The sequence below is a fragment of the Bacillus sp. AFS040349 genome, assembly GCF_002577655.1.
Lineage (GTDB): Bacteria > Bacillota > Bacilli > Bacillales > Bacillaceae > Metabacillus.
On sequence record NZ_NUMC01000060.1, the window covers coordinates 51,944 to 67,731 of the forward strand.

The 15,788-nt window shown below is 33.9% G+C and carries 20 protein-coding genes; 5 read left to right on the forward strand and 15 right to left on the reverse strand.

Features of this window, described 5'->3' with window-relative positions:
* Positions 1-67: 67 nt before the first annotated feature.
* Positions 68-1,177: a GPR endopeptidase gene (gene gpr / locus COD11_RS13970; RefSeq protein ID WP_098797511.1), complete on the reverse strand. Its 1,110-nt coding sequence runs from the start codon at positions 1,175-1,177 to the stop codon at positions 68-70.
* A 233-nt stretch (positions 1,178-1,410) separates the two neighbouring features.
* Between gpr and rpsT the strand changes: the two genes are divergently transcribed.
* Complete coding sequence (gene rpsT, locus COD11_RS13975) at positions 1,411-1,677, forward strand: 30S ribosomal protein S20 (protein ID WP_098797512.1); 267 nt, start codon at positions 1,411-1,413, stop codon at positions 1,675-1,677.
* 90 nt (positions 1,678-1,767) lie between these two features.
* On the opposite strand, the gene holA is transcribed toward rpsT, so the two are convergent.
* Positions 1,768-2,790 carry a DNA polymerase III subunit delta gene (holA, locus tag COD11_RS13980; RefSeq protein ID WP_098797513.1) on the reverse strand — a complete coding sequence of 341 codons (1,023 nt, stop codon included), beginning with the start codon at positions 2,788-2,790 and terminating at the stop codon, positions 1,768-1,770.
* A gap of 385 nt (positions 2,791-3,175) precedes the next feature.
* Between holA and COD11_RS13985 the strand changes: the two genes are divergently transcribed.
* Entirely contained in the window at positions 3,176-3,310 is a 135-nt protein-coding gene (locus COD11_RS13985; RefSeq protein ID WP_098797514.1) for a YqzM family protein, read from the forward strand.
* A gap of 51 nt (positions 3,311-3,361) precedes the next feature.
* Here the strand turns inward: COD11_RS13985 and COD11_RS13990 are convergent, their stop codons facing one another.
* The 3 genes from COD11_RS13990 to COD11_RS14000 all read right to left on the reverse strand — a co-directional run bounded on the left by COD11_RS13990 (position 3,362) and on the right by COD11_RS14000 (position 7,054).
* Positions 3,362-5,626, reverse strand: coding sequence for a DNA internalization-related competence protein ComEC/Rec2 (locus COD11_RS13990; protein WP_098797515.1), 2,265 nt, complete (start codon positions 5,624-5,626; stop codon positions 3,362-3,364).
* 150 nt (positions 5,627-5,776) lie between these two features.
* A complete protein-coding gene (locus COD11_RS13995) occupies positions 5,777-6,334 on the reverse strand; it encodes a ComE operon protein 2 (RefSeq protein ID WP_098797516.1) in 558 nt (185 codons plus the stop codon).
* A gap of 84 nt (positions 6,335-6,418) precedes the next feature.
* The gene (locus tag COD11_RS14000; RefSeq protein WP_098797517.1) at positions 6,419-7,054 is read right to left on the reverse strand and encodes a helix-hairpin-helix domain-containing protein; all 636 of its coding nucleotides are present in this window, start codon (positions 7,052-7,054) and stop codon (positions 6,419-6,421) included.
* A gap of 90 nt (positions 7,055-7,144) precedes the next feature.
* Between COD11_RS14000 and comER the strand changes: the two genes are divergently transcribed.
* On the forward strand, positions 7,145-7,978 hold the full coding sequence (gene comER, locus COD11_RS14005; protein ID WP_098797518.1) for a late competence protein ComER: 834 nt from the start codon (positions 7,145-7,147) through the stop codon (positions 7,976-7,978).
* Between the two features lie 61 nt (positions 7,979-8,039).
* Here comER and COD11_RS14010 read toward each other — a convergent pair whose 3' ends face one another.
* From COD11_RS14010 to COD11_RS14045, 8 genes are read right to left on the reverse strand one after another with little or no spacing between them, the layout of a single operon-like run.
* A complete protein-coding gene (locus tag COD11_RS14010) occupies positions 8,040-8,798 on the reverse strand; it encodes a class I SAM-dependent DNA methyltransferase (RefSeq protein ID WP_098797519.1) in 759 nt (252 codons plus the stop codon).
* Entirely contained in the window at positions 8,795-9,151 is a 357-nt protein-coding gene (gene rsfS / locus COD11_RS14015) for a ribosome silencing factor (protein ID WP_098797520.1), read from the reverse strand. Before rsfS ends, COD11_RS14010 begins: the two co-directional genes overlap by 4 nt.
* Entirely contained in the window at positions 9,151-9,723 is a 573-nt protein-coding gene (gene yqeK / locus COD11_RS14020; protein WP_098797521.1) for a bis(5'-nucleosyl)-tetraphosphatase (symmetrical) YqeK, read from the reverse strand. Before yqeK ends, rsfS begins: the two co-directional genes overlap by 1 nt.
* Positions 9,713-10,285: a nicotinate-nucleotide adenylyltransferase gene (locus COD11_RS14025; RefSeq protein WP_098797522.1), complete on the reverse strand. Its 573-nt coding sequence runs from the start codon at positions 10,283-10,285 to the stop codon at positions 9,713-9,715. Before COD11_RS14025 ends, yqeK begins: the two co-directional genes overlap by 11 nt.
* Positions 10,286-10,303: 18 nt before the next feature.
* Entirely contained in the window at positions 10,304-10,597 is a 294-nt protein-coding gene (gene yhbY, locus COD11_RS14030; protein ID WP_098797523.1) for a ribosome assembly RNA-binding protein YhbY, read from the reverse strand.
* Positions 10,591-11,436, reverse strand: a complete 846-nt coding sequence (gene aroE / locus COD11_RS14035) for a shikimate dehydrogenase (protein WP_098797524.1) — start codon at positions 11,434-11,436, stop codon at positions 10,591-10,593. The genes yhbY and aroE overlap by 7 nt, the downstream gene beginning before the upstream one ends.
* 19 nt (positions 11,437-11,455) lie before the next feature.
* A complete protein-coding gene (gene yqeH / locus COD11_RS14040; RefSeq protein ID WP_098797525.1) occupies positions 11,456-12,562 on the reverse strand; it encodes a ribosome biogenesis GTPase YqeH in 1,107 nt (368 codons plus the stop codon).
* A 4-nt stretch (positions 12,563-12,566) separates the two neighbouring features.
* Positions 12,567-13,082 carry a YqeG family HAD IIIA-type phosphatase gene (locus COD11_RS14045; RefSeq protein WP_483296294.1) on the reverse strand — a complete coding sequence of 172 codons (516 nt, stop codon included), beginning with the start codon at positions 13,080-13,082 and terminating at the stop codon, positions 12,567-12,569.
* Between the two features lie 408 nt (positions 13,083-13,490).
* On the opposite strand from COD11_RS14045, the gene sda reads away from it, so the two are divergent.
* Positions 13,491-13,631, forward strand: coding sequence for a sporulation histidine kinase inhibitor Sda (gene sda / locus COD11_RS14050; RefSeq protein WP_098797527.1), 141 nt, complete (start codon positions 13,491-13,493; stop codon positions 13,629-13,631).
* A 199-nt stretch (positions 13,632-13,830) separates the two neighbouring features.
* Here sda and COD11_RS26880 read toward each other — a convergent pair whose 3' ends face one another.
* A complete protein-coding gene (locus COD11_RS26880; protein WP_176551091.1) occupies positions 13,831-13,986 on the reverse strand; it encodes a hypothetical protein in 156 nt (51 codons plus the stop codon).
* 209 nt (positions 13,987-14,195) lie between these two features.
* On the opposite strand from COD11_RS26880, the gene sigK reads away from it, so the two are divergent.
* Positions 14,196-14,921, forward strand: a complete 726-nt coding sequence (sigK, locus tag COD11_RS14055; protein ID WP_098797528.1) for an RNA polymerase sporulation sigma factor SigK — start codon at positions 14,196-14,198, stop codon at positions 14,919-14,921.
* Between the two features lie 156 nt (positions 14,922-15,077).
* Here sigK and COD11_RS14060 read toward each other — a convergent pair whose 3' ends face one another.
* Complete coding sequence (locus COD11_RS14060; protein WP_121662916.1) at positions 15,078-15,224, reverse strand: YrzI family small protein; 147 nt, start codon at positions 15,222-15,224, stop codon at positions 15,078-15,080.
* Between the last annotated feature and the right edge of the window lie 564 nt (positions 15,225-15,788).

Sequence of the window (15,788 nt, forward strand, 5' to 3'; positions counted from 1 at the left end):
AAAGCATAAGAAAGTAGAACAATCTGTTTTTTTCTTATGATAAATCAAAACAACCACTCTATTTTAACTAGTGTGTATAAGCACCTGAATTATCTTGGTCAACTTGCTGATGAAGTGCAGAATTTAACCCACTAGCTATAACATTTGCCATATCGTCAATGAACATATCAACCTCTTTAGGCGTGACCATTAAATTGTGCCCAAGTGGTGATAGAACTTCATGAATCAGCTTCCTTTTTTCGTCTTCCTCAAGCCCTCCGACTATTCCTAAAAATTGTTGACGATGCTCATCACTTGGTAAGTCATCATCTGTTAGTACTCGACGTTCTCCAAAACTCATTCCTGCTGGTGTTAACGATCTAGACGGTTTATTTCCTTCATTTAACTCTCTACCAAAATGCTTTAAAATATAGTCAATCGTATCACTTGTAATTGAAACAGCATCAACTACTGTTGGAATACCGATTGCAATGACAGGAATGCCAAACGTTTCCTTGCTCAGCGCTTTTCGTTTATTTCCAACTCCAGAACCAGGGTGGATGCCTGTATCTGAAATTTGAATCGTTGTATTTACTCGCTCAATTGATCTAGCCGCTAAGGCATCAATCGCAATGACAAAATCAGGTTTTGATTGCTCAATAACTCCTGAGATAATATCACTCGTTTCAATACCCGTTAATCCCATAACACCGGGCGCTAATGCACTAACAGGACGGAAGCCTTCTTCTACATTTTCCGGCTGTAATTTGAACAAATGTCTTGTGATTAATAGATTTTCAACTGCTAATGGACCCAGTGCATCAGGTGTGACATTCCAATTTCCTAATCCAACAACTAAACAGCTAGCATCCTTTGGGATATTAATATCTGTTAGAAATTGATTAAATAAATTTGCAAAAACATCTATAACTTTTTCTTGTAGTTCAGTATCCTTCTGTCTAATTCCCTGTACTTCTAAAGTTAAATATTTACCAGGTTTTTTCCCAACAATTTTTGACCCTTCCTCATCTATATCCAACGAAGAAATACTAACTCCTTCCTCGTCCCATTCCTTTATAACAACACCAGATATATCTGATGAATTTTCTACTTCATTTTGCTCAAGATACATCGCCCTTGCTTCTACAGCTAAATCTGTTCGAACAGAATAATTACTTAAATCTAATGATTTACCCATAACTATACCTCCCAAATTCTTTCCTACTGCTTATCTTTTCCATTATTTTGTTGAAACATTCTTTTGTAATCCAGATCGTTTCATCGAAAGATAAAAAATTACATGCTTTCAACGTATTTTCCTTTACATTAGTATTGCAATATGAGTGGCTGTTTGATAGAATATCTTTTGTTCATGTAAAGGAAATGATCGAGCTAAATAGATCTCGATGAACTTCTTAGGAGGTGAAAGATATGCCAAATATTAAATCTGCAATCAAGCGTGTTAAAACTAGCAATGAGCGTAATGCACATAACTCTGCTATTAAATCTACAATGCGTACTGCAATTAAAAGAGTAGATGCTTTAGTTTTAAATAACGATGCTGATAACGCAAAAGCTGCACTTGTTGAAGCTAACAAGCAAATCGATAAAGCTGCACAAAGTGGTTTAGTTCATAAAAACACTGCTTCTCGCTACAAATCTCGTTTAGCGAAAGCTGTTAACGGATTAACTGCATAATAATAAGAACGGTTGTCAATTTGCTTCAAGCAAACCTAGACAACCCTTTCTTATACGAAAAAACGATCCCACAAAGGATCGTTTTTTGTTTTAATCTTTTTTAAATAATTTTAACAAAAACAACTCTAGTAAAAGTTGTTTATCTTTTTTCCCTGTTTTCATTTCATAATCAGCCTCTGCAAGCTCCATTAAAATATGTGCCAATTCCTCTGTTTGAAATAGTCGAGCCTGTTGTAACGCAAGTTTTACTCTAAATGGATGAACTTTAACTGTCGAAGCAATCTGCTGTTGACCATAACCAACAGTTGACAGCTCTTTCACTTGTAGAATTAAGCGAAATTGTGTAACAAGTAAAGAAAGAATTTTAATAGGTTCTTCATTATTTTTTAATAAATCATAAAATATTTGTAAGGCCTCTTTGCTTCTTCGATAAATAACATGCTCAATTAAATCAAAAATGTTTTGCTCTAAGGTGCGTGCCACTAATAAATTTACTGTTTCAACTGAAATGATTCCACCCTCACCAACATAAGTGCTAAGCTTTTGTAGCTCTTGATGAATAGCCATTAGATCACCAGCAGTTAACACAAGCAATTGTTCCACTGCGTCTTTGTCTAACTCCACTCTTTGTTCTTGGGCCACGTTCAGCATCCACTTTATTGCTTCATCATCAGAAAGTGATTTCATTTCAATTACAGCAGATTGCTTTTTTAGCAATTTTGTAATTTTTTTTCGCTCATCTAATTTTTCATATGGTGCAACAAACACAAAGATCGTATAAGGAGCAGGAGAGTTTATGTATTGTTCAAGCTTTTCAACACGGTGTTCAAGCTTTTCTTTTTTCTTTTCACTTGTTAAAAAGACTGGATTTTTTATAATTACAACCCGCTTTTCTCCCATAAATGGTAACGTTTCAGCATCCTCAATTGCCGTTTCCACTGGTGTTTCTTCCATATCATATACAGATAAATTAAAATCCTTTTCCTCCTCCAAAAGTGAAGCTTGTACGATATGACGGAGTGTTTCCTGCATCAAAAATGACTCTTCTCCAACTAATAGATAAACTGGTTGTATTTTTTTATTCTGAATATCTTTCCATACATTAAAAATCATGTTCATTCTCCAATCGTTCATTTCACTTTATTTATCGTAAAGTGAAAAAACAGCTTTGGCAAGTAATAAAGAAAAAACCAAATTCAAAATAAAAGTTATCTTATATATATAAAATGAATAAGGGAACTAAAAACACTTTAGTCCCCTTTTATCTATATGAACGCTTCGATTCAGGGCCTAGGTACCTAAATTCGAAACGATGCTCCAATGTAAGTGTTATTTATTGTGACCAATTTAAAATGAACTATTATTGATTGTTTATAACATTGTTGGAAATTGCCGCCTCTCGTAATTCGCTCAGCATACCAAGGCTAATTAATAGGAAGATGATGTAGATTTTTTTATAGTAATCGCTTATACTAAAATTGATATAGGAGGGGTAACAGTGAACGAATTTGAAAAGAACGTCCAAAGTAAACGTAATGATGCTGTTGATTCAGGTGTGGGATTCGTTGTTTCATTTGGATTTTTCGCGACAATTTTCATCATTGCGACTGTTGTTAAATTAATCTCTGCTTAAGCGATGACACACGATTACATAGAGACTGCGCTGCAGTCTCTTTTTCGTTTATCATTTTACTTCATCGTATGGCGGATAAGTAAAAAACGTTCCTGCATTTCCATTAAATTCGTATAAAATTCCGCCTTGAAGATCTGTTCTAAAAATAGAGATTTTTCTACTCATCAATTTCTCCATTACTTCATCATGCGGGTGTTGATATCGGTTTTGGTAGCCAGCCGAAATAATCGCAATTGATGGGTTTAAATGATCTAACAGCTGATCAGAAGTTGAACCTCTGCTTCCGTGATGACCAACTTTTATAACATCTGCTTTTAAATTCGGATATGCCGATATCATTTTCTCTTCACTTTTCATTTCAGCATCCCCTGTAAATAACCATTTTAAGCCACCTATTTCCGCTATTAATACCATGGAATCATCATTTTTACTTTCAGTTAATGCAGAGGGTGACAAAATGTGAAACATAAAATCCTTATATAGTAATTGATCACCAGCTTCAACAACTCTAATATTCATTTTCTTCCTTTTCGCCTTTTCAACAATCTCACTTTCAAGCTCTCCTCTTATAAATCCTTTAGGTATAACGAGTTCCTCCACATTAACTTTATTTATGATAATCAAGGCTTCTCCAATATGATCCAAGTCGCCATGCGATAAAAATAATCCATTAAGTTTTGTTACCCCTATTGACTTTAAGTAGGGGATTGTTGTGTCTTCAGCAATAGAATAAACATTCTTCCTTAACTCCCAGTCTTCAGAAGGAAAAGTAAATTTACCACCTGTATCAATCAAAAAGTTCCCTTTATTAAATGGAAGTTGAATAAAAATCGAGTCACCTTGTCCAACATTGATCACCATAACTCTTCCATAAGGATTTATATATGATAGATGTAAATGTATAAAAAAGAGAAGGAGCAATCCACAAAATGGTTTATACAAAGACTTAAATATAGGATTCTTTTCAAAACGAAGGAATAAAACAAGTGAAGCAATACAATAGAAGATAATAAAAAGTAGTGAAGGTTTTCCAGTTGTCAGTGTGGTAAAAGATATATCAGCAGCACTTAAGACAAGACGATGAGAATAACCTAAAATAATGTGTAATAATGAAACCAATGGCATTCCAAGTGTTGATGAAAATGAAATCATAACGGTCGCTAAAATCGATAAAGGTAAGATACATATTGAATAAAAAGGCACAAAGATCATATTCAAAGGTAAACTAATGAGTGATACCTCAAAAAAATGAAATAACATTAGGGGCATTGCACAAAGTTGAGCAACAGTTGATACAATAAACAGCCTTACAAAAGCATTAGAAAAGAAAGTGATTAATTTTGATGAAAGTAATAATCCAAGGCTAACAATATATGATAATTGAAAACCAACTTGAAACAAGTAATATGGATTAAGAAAAAGTAAAACTAAACATGTAAAACTGATCACATCTGTTGCAGTAAATTTTTTATGAACAAGACTCATAATGAAATAAAGTATAACCATAAAGGATGCTCGTATAACGGATGGTGAGCCACCAGTTAAAATCATATATATCGGAAGCAATATAATCAAAATTTTCTTTGAATTCTCATGTGTTACACCAAAATATATGAAAAGAAAATATACTCCACCAACTAATAAACCAACATGTAAGCCTGATATTGCCAACAAATGGACAATACCTAATTTTTGGTAAGCCACTTCTACTTTTTCATCAAGTAAACGCCTTTCACCAAAAAGGAGGGCTTGCACGATTCCTTCAGACGAACTCGGAAATTTCTCCTCAATTAAATTTAGTCCTTTTTCTCGATACTTTTGAAGAAGAGTCATCACGTTTAAATCGCCTGCGTGACATTTTTGAATATCTGTTATCCGAAACTCCCAATGGATATGGTTGTCATGAAGATATTGTTTATAGTCAAATGCGTTAGGCATAGTTGGGGATTTAGGTACTACTAATTCACCTTTTAAAACACAAATATCACCAGGTTGTAATTCCTGTAAGGAGTTTTTTTCTTCAAATGACTTGATTGAATAGGAAAAAGTTACTTTCTCCTCTAATTCAGTTTGAATTATTCCTTTCATATAATTTCCATCTATTTCTGGGGTGGAGTATACCGTGCCCGTAGTTTGATAATCTCCTTCATTCAGCTTTGTTTGATTTTGAAATTCTGTGTGAAAATAGGTGGAGAGATAGACGAAAATAACAATCAAACCAAGAAAACTGAGAAAAGATTTAAACTTTAATTGGAGATAAATAAGAAAGGCTATAGTAAAGAAGATAGATATCGGGTGGAAATGAAACCGCCCCATTGTTATGGCTAAACAAGCAGCTATTGCGAGGAAAAGAAAATGGCCTTTAATTAAGTTTCACCACCTTATCATGATGAATTTGTAGTCTTTTCATATAAGATTTATTAGAAAGCAATTGCCACTAAACAATTGCTTTCATTAACTATGTTGTTACGAAAATAAAGATTTAGCTTCCTCTTTTAATCGGTGTATCTCTTCGCTCTTCTGTGTTTTCTCCAGCTTGTCCAGTAGATCAAACACAAATGCTTCTTTTTCCTTATTTTTGTTCTCAATAGATGTGTTTTCTAGTTTAACATGCTCTACTTTAACATTTGCTTGTTGAAATAACTCAACTGCATAAGGATGGTTTTTGTAATCAACCGCATAGTATACAGTTTTAATACCAGCTTGAATAAGTGCTTTACAACATTGAAGACAAGGGAAATGAGTCAAATAAATCTCAGCTCCTTCTGTTGGTACTCCAAACTTCGCACATTGCAGCAATGCATTCATTTCAGCATGTATGGTTCTAACACAATGATTATCAATAACATAACAGCCCTCGTCTGAACAGTGCACACCACCTGCTATAGAGCCATTATAACCACCCGCTATAATTCTTTTATCTCTAACGATTGTAGCTCCAACAGCTAGCCTCGTACATGTACTCCTCATAGCTAGTAAATGACTTTGTGACATAAAATATTGATTCCAGGATATTCGACTCATGCTGCTGCTTCCCCCACTCGACATTTTTCTTAAACCTAGTTTATCGGGAAATGCAAATATTCGCAATTCAAACTTTTGTAAAGTTTAATTAACGGTAACTTCTTCTTTTAATTTCTCTAATGACTTTTCTCCAATACCGGATACTTCTAATAACCCCTCAATCGTTTTAAATTTACCGTTTTCTTCTCTATAAGAAATAATAGCTTCAGCCTTTGAAGGTCCAATTCCTGATAGTGTTTGAAGCTCCTCACTTGTTGCTAAGTTAATATTGATTTTTTTAGAACTTTCCTTATTTTCATTAGTACTTTGAAATGGATTTTCTTTATTTTCACCGATCAGTGGAATATAAACTACCATCCCATCTTCTAATGAAGAGGCAAGGTTTACAGACGCTTCATCAGCTTGATCACTCAATCCTCCAGCTTTTTCAATAATTTCATGTACTCTTGCATTTGCTGAAATCTCATAAACTCCAGGTTGTTGAACGGCCCCTTTTACATCAATGACGATGGTAGTTGTTGCTTCTGAATTCTCACTTGTTTTCTCTTCAACCTTGTTTGTTTCATAACTTTCACTTGTTTCAACATAAGCACCTTCAACATTTGTTGTCACAAGTTCAGATGAGGCTTGGATATTAAAAAAACAATAATAAAGGATGGTTATAGCTAATAAACTAACCAATAAGATAATCCATTTTTTGTATTTTTGGATGATACTCATCAATAAAACTCCTTTTAAAAATTAATCATAAAACATCACTTCAAAACATATCGTGTATGAGAGAATTGCATTCTAAGGAGGGGATATACTTTGAATGTAGGTTTTGTTGGAACAGGAAATATGGGGAGAATTTTAATTGAATCATTTATTGAGTCGGGTGCTATTAAACCCTCATTCATTTATATGATGAACCGAACGATGACTAAAGCTGAAGCCATAAAGAATTTATATCCAAAAACAAATGTGGTTGAAACAGCTGAAGAAGTAGTGAAACATTCTGATTTAATTTTTATTTGTGTCAAGCCATTAGATATTCACCCCCTTTTAAAGAGTCTTGACCATCTTTTAACACCTAATAAATGCATAATATCAATAACAAGTCCTATTAATGTTGATCAACTAGAATCACTTGTTGAATGTCAGGTTGCAAGAGCGATTCCAAGTATAACGAACCGGGCATTCTCCGGAGTCTCGCTAATTACTTATGGTAATTCATGTCATAAGGAAACAAAAACAACAATTGAAGAATTATTTGAACAAATTTCCAATCCTGTTCAAATTGAGGATGATATTACTAGAGTCTCATCTGATATCGTTAGCTGTGGGCCAGCTTTTTTCAGCTATTTACTTCAACGATTTGTAGATGGTGCAGTTGCGGAAACGAATATAACCAAGGAGCAGGCTGTTCTTTTAGCAAGTGAAATGATCGTTGGTATGGGCAAGTTGTTGGAAACAGAAATATATACTCTTCCTACTCTACAGGATAAAGTATGTGTAAAAGGTGGAGTAACAGGAAAAGGAATCAAAGTGTTGGAAGACGAAGTGGGAGAAATGTTTGAAAAGGTATTTCAAGCAACACACGAGAAGTATTATGAAGATATAGAAGAAGTGTCTGTTCAGTTTAACAAAATTCCAAATAAGTAATTCTCTATCATAAAGCTAAAATCCTTCAATGTTCATAAAAAAATTTTCAGGTGAACTCTTATTATGAGTTCACCTTTGTTTTTTGACAAATAAAGAAAATTCTTTCTGCTTGAGAATGTGGTTGACTTTCAAACTCAAAATCACTACAAATATTTAACACTTGAAATGAAGATGCTTCCAACCAAGAAATATATTCCTCAATTGAATATGTTCGTTGATAGTGTATCTCATCATATCTCTCATAGAGTTGTTCATGTCTAACAAAAAACGTCATATCGTGTTCAATACTGTTTTCTTCATCCCCTAAAAAAGAATTCCAAATAAAGCTAACTTCCTCATCTTGATCAGCAAAAGTATTGTTTGCAAATATTTGATGAATTTTATGTATAGAATGGACATCAAAAATAAATAAACCATCATCTTTAAGTTGTTCAAAAACAGAGTGAAAGGTAGCCATAACATCTTCTTTTGTTTCTAAATAGTTTAAGGAATCACAACAAATAGTCACAACATCAAAAAGTTCAGAAAAACCATTTAGCTCGCGCATATCTTGCTGAAGGAATAGTAAATTAACCTTGTTCTTCTCAGCTTTAGATTGTGCTACGGTCAGCATATCTTCACTAAGATCAACACCTGTTACGTCTAAATTATTCTTTGCTAAAGATACCGCTATTTCACCTGTTCCACAGGCTACATCTAAAAGTTTAATTGCTCCCTTATGATACTTTGATATAGAGTCCTGAATAAAACCAACCCACCTATCATAGGGAGCATCTTTCATTAGATGATCATAAATATAGGCAAAGCCTTTATAAATCATTGTTCTAGCTCACTTACGAGATCCTCTGTTGGAGCATCTCCCCATAAACGCTCTAAGTTATAATAGCCTCTTTCATCTTTATGAAAAACATGGGCAACGACGTCACCTAAGTCAATTAAGATCCATCGAGCTTCATCAAAGCCTTCAAGTCGTTTTACATTCAAACCCTTTTCTTCAGCCTGTTCCTTTATTTCTCTTGCGATAGCTTGTACCTGTTTATCTGAATTTCCGTGGCAAATAAAGAAATAATCGGCTATAAGGGAAATTCCATTCATGTTAAGTGCAATAATGTCCTCTGCACGCTTACTGTCTGCTGCTTTTGCTACTGTTGTTAAAATATCTCTACCTGTCATTAACTTGATTTTCCTCCTTTTAAAATTAAAGAATTATATGTTTTAATCGTATCTGGGTAAATGGCTTGATTTTTTTTAAGTAAGAAAACAATCGTATTTTGTAAAGATTTGATTAGTGCTTGATCTAAGCTTGTCTTAGCTAGCTCTCTTACTTCCTCCACACCGGGAAATTGTCTGCCTGGTTCTATATAGTCTGCCACATAAATGATTTTTTCAAGCAATGTCATATCAGGACGTCCTGATGTGTGGTATTTAATTGCTTTTAACACCTCTTTATCTTTAATCCCTACTTCTTTTTTCACAAGATAGGCACCAACAGGAGCATGCCAAAGCTCACTATTATGTTCTAACAATTTTTGGGGCATTTCTTGTTCTTCAATAATTCTTTTCATTTCTTTTTTTGGTCTGAACTTGGCATAATCGTGAAAAATAGCTGCTGTTTCTGCCTTTTTGACATCTCCCCCATACAATTCAGCCAAGGAAATAGCTGTCTCCATGACACCCAGTGTATGAACATAGCGGTGCTCTGTTAATTGCTCAGCAACAATTTTTAAGGCTTTTTCACGTTCCATATAAATGATTCTCCTCTATATATCTTTTCACATTCTCCGGCAGAAGATAATCAGTATTCCCATGTATTCTTAAACGTTTTCTTAACATAGTGGAAGAAACCTCAAATTGAGGAATTTCCACCTCAGTTACCGGATATATAGAGCTTGTCTTAAATCCAGCTCTTTTCACACCAACAAAAGTAACCAATTTAATAATCTCATCTATTTGATGCCATTTTGGTAAATACTCAATCATATCTGCACCTATAATAAAATAAAAATCATATTCAGGAAATTCTTCAAGTAGTAACCTTAATGTATCATATGTAAAAGATGGACCTTCTCGTTCTAATTCAATTGTATTGACTTCAAATTGTTGATGATCTTTAATAGCAAGTTTAAGCATATTAAGCCGATGTTGACTTTCAGTAAAATGCTCAGTTTGTTTATGAGGAGGAATTTGGTTAGGAATAAACCATATTTCCGATAATTGCAAAGCTTGTAATACTTCACTTGCAATTAATAGGTGGCCAAAATGCGGTGGATCAAATGTTCCACCTAGTATTCCTATTTTCTTTTTCATTCCCCATCCCCCCATTTATTAATTTGGTAAACGGATTTGTTTATTCTCTTTAGATTCTTTATACAACACAATCGTATTACCGATGATTTGTACAAGTTCAGCTCCTGTACCTTCTACAATCTGCTCAGCAACTGTGTTTTTATCTTCTTCACAGTTTTGAAGAACAGATACTTTAAATAACTCACGTGCTTCTAGTGCATCTGTTAATTGTTTAATCATATTTTCATTTACGCCACCTTTACCCACTTGAAAAATCGGGTTTAAATGATGGGCTTCTGAACGTAAAAATCTTTTTTGCTTACCTCTTAGCATGATGTACCTCCTAGTTTGTTATGAACAATTGCTGACATTTTTTCAATTGATGGAGATTTTCCTGTCCATAGCTCAAACGCAAGGGCTGCTTGATGAACAAACATCCCAACCCCTGTATGAACGGTTAACCCAAGAGATTTCGCCTCTTTTAAAAGAGCGGTCTGAATTGGGTTATAAATAATATCACTTACTACCGCAGAATTTTTGGCATTATTTAATGAGATTGGTTTTTGATCAACATTTGGATGAAGCCCTACAGCAGTGGTTTGAATAATAATGTCATACGCTTGTAACGTTTTCTCAGCCTCTTCTAATGATAATGCTTTGCTTGTATTTAAAAAAGGACATTCTTTTATTAATTCCTCTGCTTTTAAAATCGTACGATTACATACATCAACATGTTGAGATCCAGAATGTGTAGTAAGTGCGAGATAAATTCCTCGAGCTGCACCACCTGCACCAATAATTAGTACTTTATTGTCTGACAGAGGCTTTTTAATAACTTCTTTTAATGACTGAACATATCCATTACCATCTGTATTATGACCAATCAATTGTCCATTTTCATTAACAACTGTATTAACTGCCCCTGCAATTTTTGCTGTTTCATCAAGTTGATCTAAATAAGGAATAATCGATATTTTATGTGGAATTGTTACATTAAACCCCTTAATATCAAGGGTTTTTAAGGCTTGAACAGCTTCTTCTAGACGGTCTGGTTCAACATGAAACGCATGATAATGACCATCTAAGTTATTTTCTTGAAACGCGTCATTATGAATAGCTGGTGACATTGAATGTTCAACCGGACACCCAATTAAACCGTATAACTTCCCCATATCTATAATCTCTCCCCGATTAAATTAATGATTTTCTTAACGTAACATTAACTCCCTTTGGGGCATAGGCAACGATTTTTTTACCAGGGTTATTAACAGTCACCCACCCCAAGCCTGAAAAGACTACATCTGTTTTTCCCTCACTAATTGAAAATTCATGAGGAATTAGTTTTGGAAATGTTTCAACCTCTTCTTTTCTTGGTGGTGTTAATAATTCCCCTGCGTGCTTTTCATACAAAGAATCTGCATTTTCTAGCTTTGTTCGATGAATTGTTAATTCATTTGGAATATAGCAAACCAACGCTTCTCTTCCACCTGATACATAATCCAGGCGAGCCAACCCACCGAAATACAATGTTTGACCTTCATTTAATTGAAACACTTTTGGCTTAATTTCCTTTTTTGGACTTAATAGCTTTAAATCGCGTTTATCAACATAATGAGCCATTTGGTGGTGATTAATGATTCCTGGAGTATCGTATAAAGACGCCCCGTTGTCCAGTGGAATTTCGATTAAATCTAGTGTTGTACCTGGATAATGTGAAGTGGTAATTACATCGTTTACACCTGCTACTTCTTTAATCATTCTATTAATGAAGGTAGACTTTCCAACATTTGTACATCCTACAACATAGACATCTTGTCCATCACGGTATTCATCAATTAATTCAGCAACCTCTCTAATACCGTGGCCTTTTGCAGAGCTTACTAAACAAACATCAATTGGTTTTAAGCCTAATTCCTTCGCTTCTCTTTTCATCCAATTGATCAGCTTTTGTTTTTTGACTGATTTCGGCAATATATCACTTTTGTTTCCGACTAATAATATTGGATTACCTTTTACAAATCGCTGAATCCCTTGCAGCCAGCTTCCGCTAAAATCAAAGATATCTACAATTTTTACAATTAATCCATTTGTTTCACCTATGCCGTGTAAAATCTTTAAAAAATCATCGTCTGTTAATGAAACATCTTGTATTTCATTATAATTTTTTAAGCGAAAACATCTTTGGCAAATGATTTCTTCTTTTTCTATAGCACTTGGTGGAGCATAACCCAATATTTTAGGATCTTCGGTTTGTATGGTTACTCCACAACCTATACATGAAAATTGTTGCTCTGACACGTTTTTATTCCTCCCATTGAATCATACCTTTTCGTTTCAAGTTCTCCATGATTCTCCGTTCTATCATTCGGTTAATTCTTGTAAAAAAACCATCTGTTGAAGCAACTGGAACAACCAAAATCGTTTTAAAACCATTTCGATTTCCACCTAAAACATCTGTTAAAAGCTGATCACCAATAACAACGACTTCATCTTTTTTTAAGTTCATATCTTTTACAGCTTTTACAAATGCCTTGCCCATTGGTTTTCTAGCCTTATATATAAAGGGGATTGAATGAGGTTCCGAGAATGCCTTTACACGTTGTTCATTATTATTGGAAACAATTGTAATCTTCATTCCTTGATCTTTTACCTCTTTAAACCACTCAAGCAACTGTGGAGTTGCATTCGGGCGATCCCATTCGACAAGAGTATTATCTAAGTCTGTAATAATTCCTTTAATTCCACTCTCTTTTAATTTCTTGGGTGAAATATGAAAAATACTTTTTACATATTCACCAGGTAAAAATAACTGTAGCATGAGTTTTGACACCTCATTATTCATTTTTTTGCCATCTTACATCATAACGAATTTAAAACATACTTTCAAAACAAAATTAAATTATATGTGTAAAAGGTAGAAAAAATTTCAAAAACTTTTCGACAAATTCCGACCCTCTTCAACAGGTGTGGATAATATTATACACATTATCCCCCTTGAAATACCTCAATTTATCAACCTTATAAACAACATACCCACAATTTATCCACTATTAAATGTGGATAACAGAACGGTTGTTCTCACAAATTATTCATGTTAGATTTAAATCAATAACAAAATATAACATTTTAACAATGACCTAATTAAGAATTATCGGTCACTGCTTTACCTTAATAAGACATGAAAAATGTTAGGAGGTGTAGAGCCAAACTTAATTGGCCACCCAACATGCGCAAACTTTCTGACGAATTATTAATTGAATCGTATTTTAAAGCAACTGAAATGAAACTACATGATGATTTTATAGAACTAATTATAATGGAAATTAAGCGCCGTTCTTTAGGACATGTATTAAAAGCTTCTTCATAAGCTTCTACATGCCGCTTAGACGGCTCTTTTTTTATCTATACTCTTAATATGTTATCCAATCGAATTTCACACTACACGCATACCTATTATGTATCTTCTAATTTGTGAATGTTATTATACCATTAGTTCACATGTACCACTATATTTATTTATCAATGCTACATGAAATAACCCCCTATCGTACGGGGGGTTCATAACTTTACTTATAATAGTTGTAATAATAGTAGCCTCCGCCAATAACCAAAAGTAAGATTAACAGCACGACGATAAACGCATACCAATACCCATAACCAGTTCCCCCTGCTGCTGCATAATATGGGTATGGTGACGGTCCATATGGTGAATATCCGTACATCCTTATTTCCTCCCTCTATGTTGTTGACTACTTTATAAGTATGAACATTTCCCCCATATCGTTTAGGCTGATATCCATAAATCGTCCAGAAAATATACTCTTAAAACTTATTATTGGCTTTTTTATGTGTACAGACACGAACAAGCCTCTACTTACATACACATGACTTATAGGCACTTGCCTACATAAGTATTACTGGAGGTGGAGGTATGACAGGGCTCATAACAGCACTTGGCTTTTTTGTTAAAGAATTAGTGTTCTTAGTATCTTATGTGAAAAATAATGCCTTTCCACAGCCTTTGTCTGCATCAGACGAAAAGAAATATTTAGAACAAATGTCTGAGGGAGATGAATACGCAAGAAACCTTTTAATTGAACACAACTTGCGTCTCGTTGCCCATATTGTAAAAAAATTCGAAAACACAGGAGAAGACTCGGAAGATTTAATTTCAATTGGAACAATTGGCTTAATAAAAGCAATAGAAAGCTACTCACAAGGTAAAGGAACAAAATTAGCCACGTATGCGGCTAGATGTATTGAAAATGAAATTCTAATGCATTTACGGGCATTAAAGAAAACCAAAAAAGACGTTTCCTTACACGATCCAATCGGTCAAGATAAAGAGGGTAACGAAATCAGCTTAATTGACGTGTTGAAATCTGAAAATGAAGATGTCATTGAAACAATCCAATTAAATATGGAACTTGAAAAGGTTAAGGAATATATTGATATTCTTGACGGAAGAGAACGAGAAGTTATTGTTGGCAGGTTTGGTCTTGATCTTAAAAAGGAAAAAACTCAACGTGAGATTGCAAAAGAATTAGGTATATCAAGGAGCTATGTATCTAGAATCGAAAAGCGAGCTTTAATGAAGATGTTCCACGAATTTTACCGAGCTGAAAAAGAGAAGAGAAACCGTTTAAAGGAAAAATAAGAGTAACATAAAAAGAGAAGGGAGTTTAATCCCCCTTCTCTTTTTGCATGTTTATTTACTGCTTAGCTAGGCAGTGTCCTTCTCAACAGTTAAATGTAGTAATAATTCAATTTTCATCATTTTCATCGCCTCCAAATTTTTAGTAAGTCGTTTCAATTACATTTCACGATAAACTCCAAATTGTTTTTCTTTCATTTCATCCATTCTTTTTTGGATCTCTTGATTTCTTTCAACATCATTTTTTGAATTTTTTCTTTTTGAAACTGAAAGGGTCAATGTGATAAAAAATAAGTTAATTGTCATGTGTATCACCTCCTTTAAAGCATTTAACACCTCTTGATGTCTTTACACAGGTTGCCAAATCTTTTAGAGGACACTCCTTTTTAGGAGTCTTTTATTTTCTTTAACAGTAAAGATAGGAAGTAAGAACACATGGGTACTTGAAGATCGTCTAATGCTTAACGATCCTCCATAATTACTGAAAAAAGTAAATAAAAACGCCACAGGGGCAACCTGTGACGAAATAAAGACATATAAAACGCCACAAGATAAACCTATCAACCTGTGGCGTGTGGTTACTTTTATCATGAAATGTAAAAATAAACTACTATTGAGATACACCAGTGTGGTCGAATAGATCTTTTATTATTTTGTTGTTTTGTTTTTTAGATAAAGCAATACATTTGATCATTTTCTTCGACCTCCTTAAGTTTATTTATTACAATGGTAATTATATCCACAATTTCCATTTCTGTAAACAACATTTTTCACTTTTATTAAAGTTTATATTTTCTGATAATTAACCCTAAAATTAACTGTCTATAACACAAAAAAACCGATCCATTTAAAGAGGCCACTGAAAAAGTC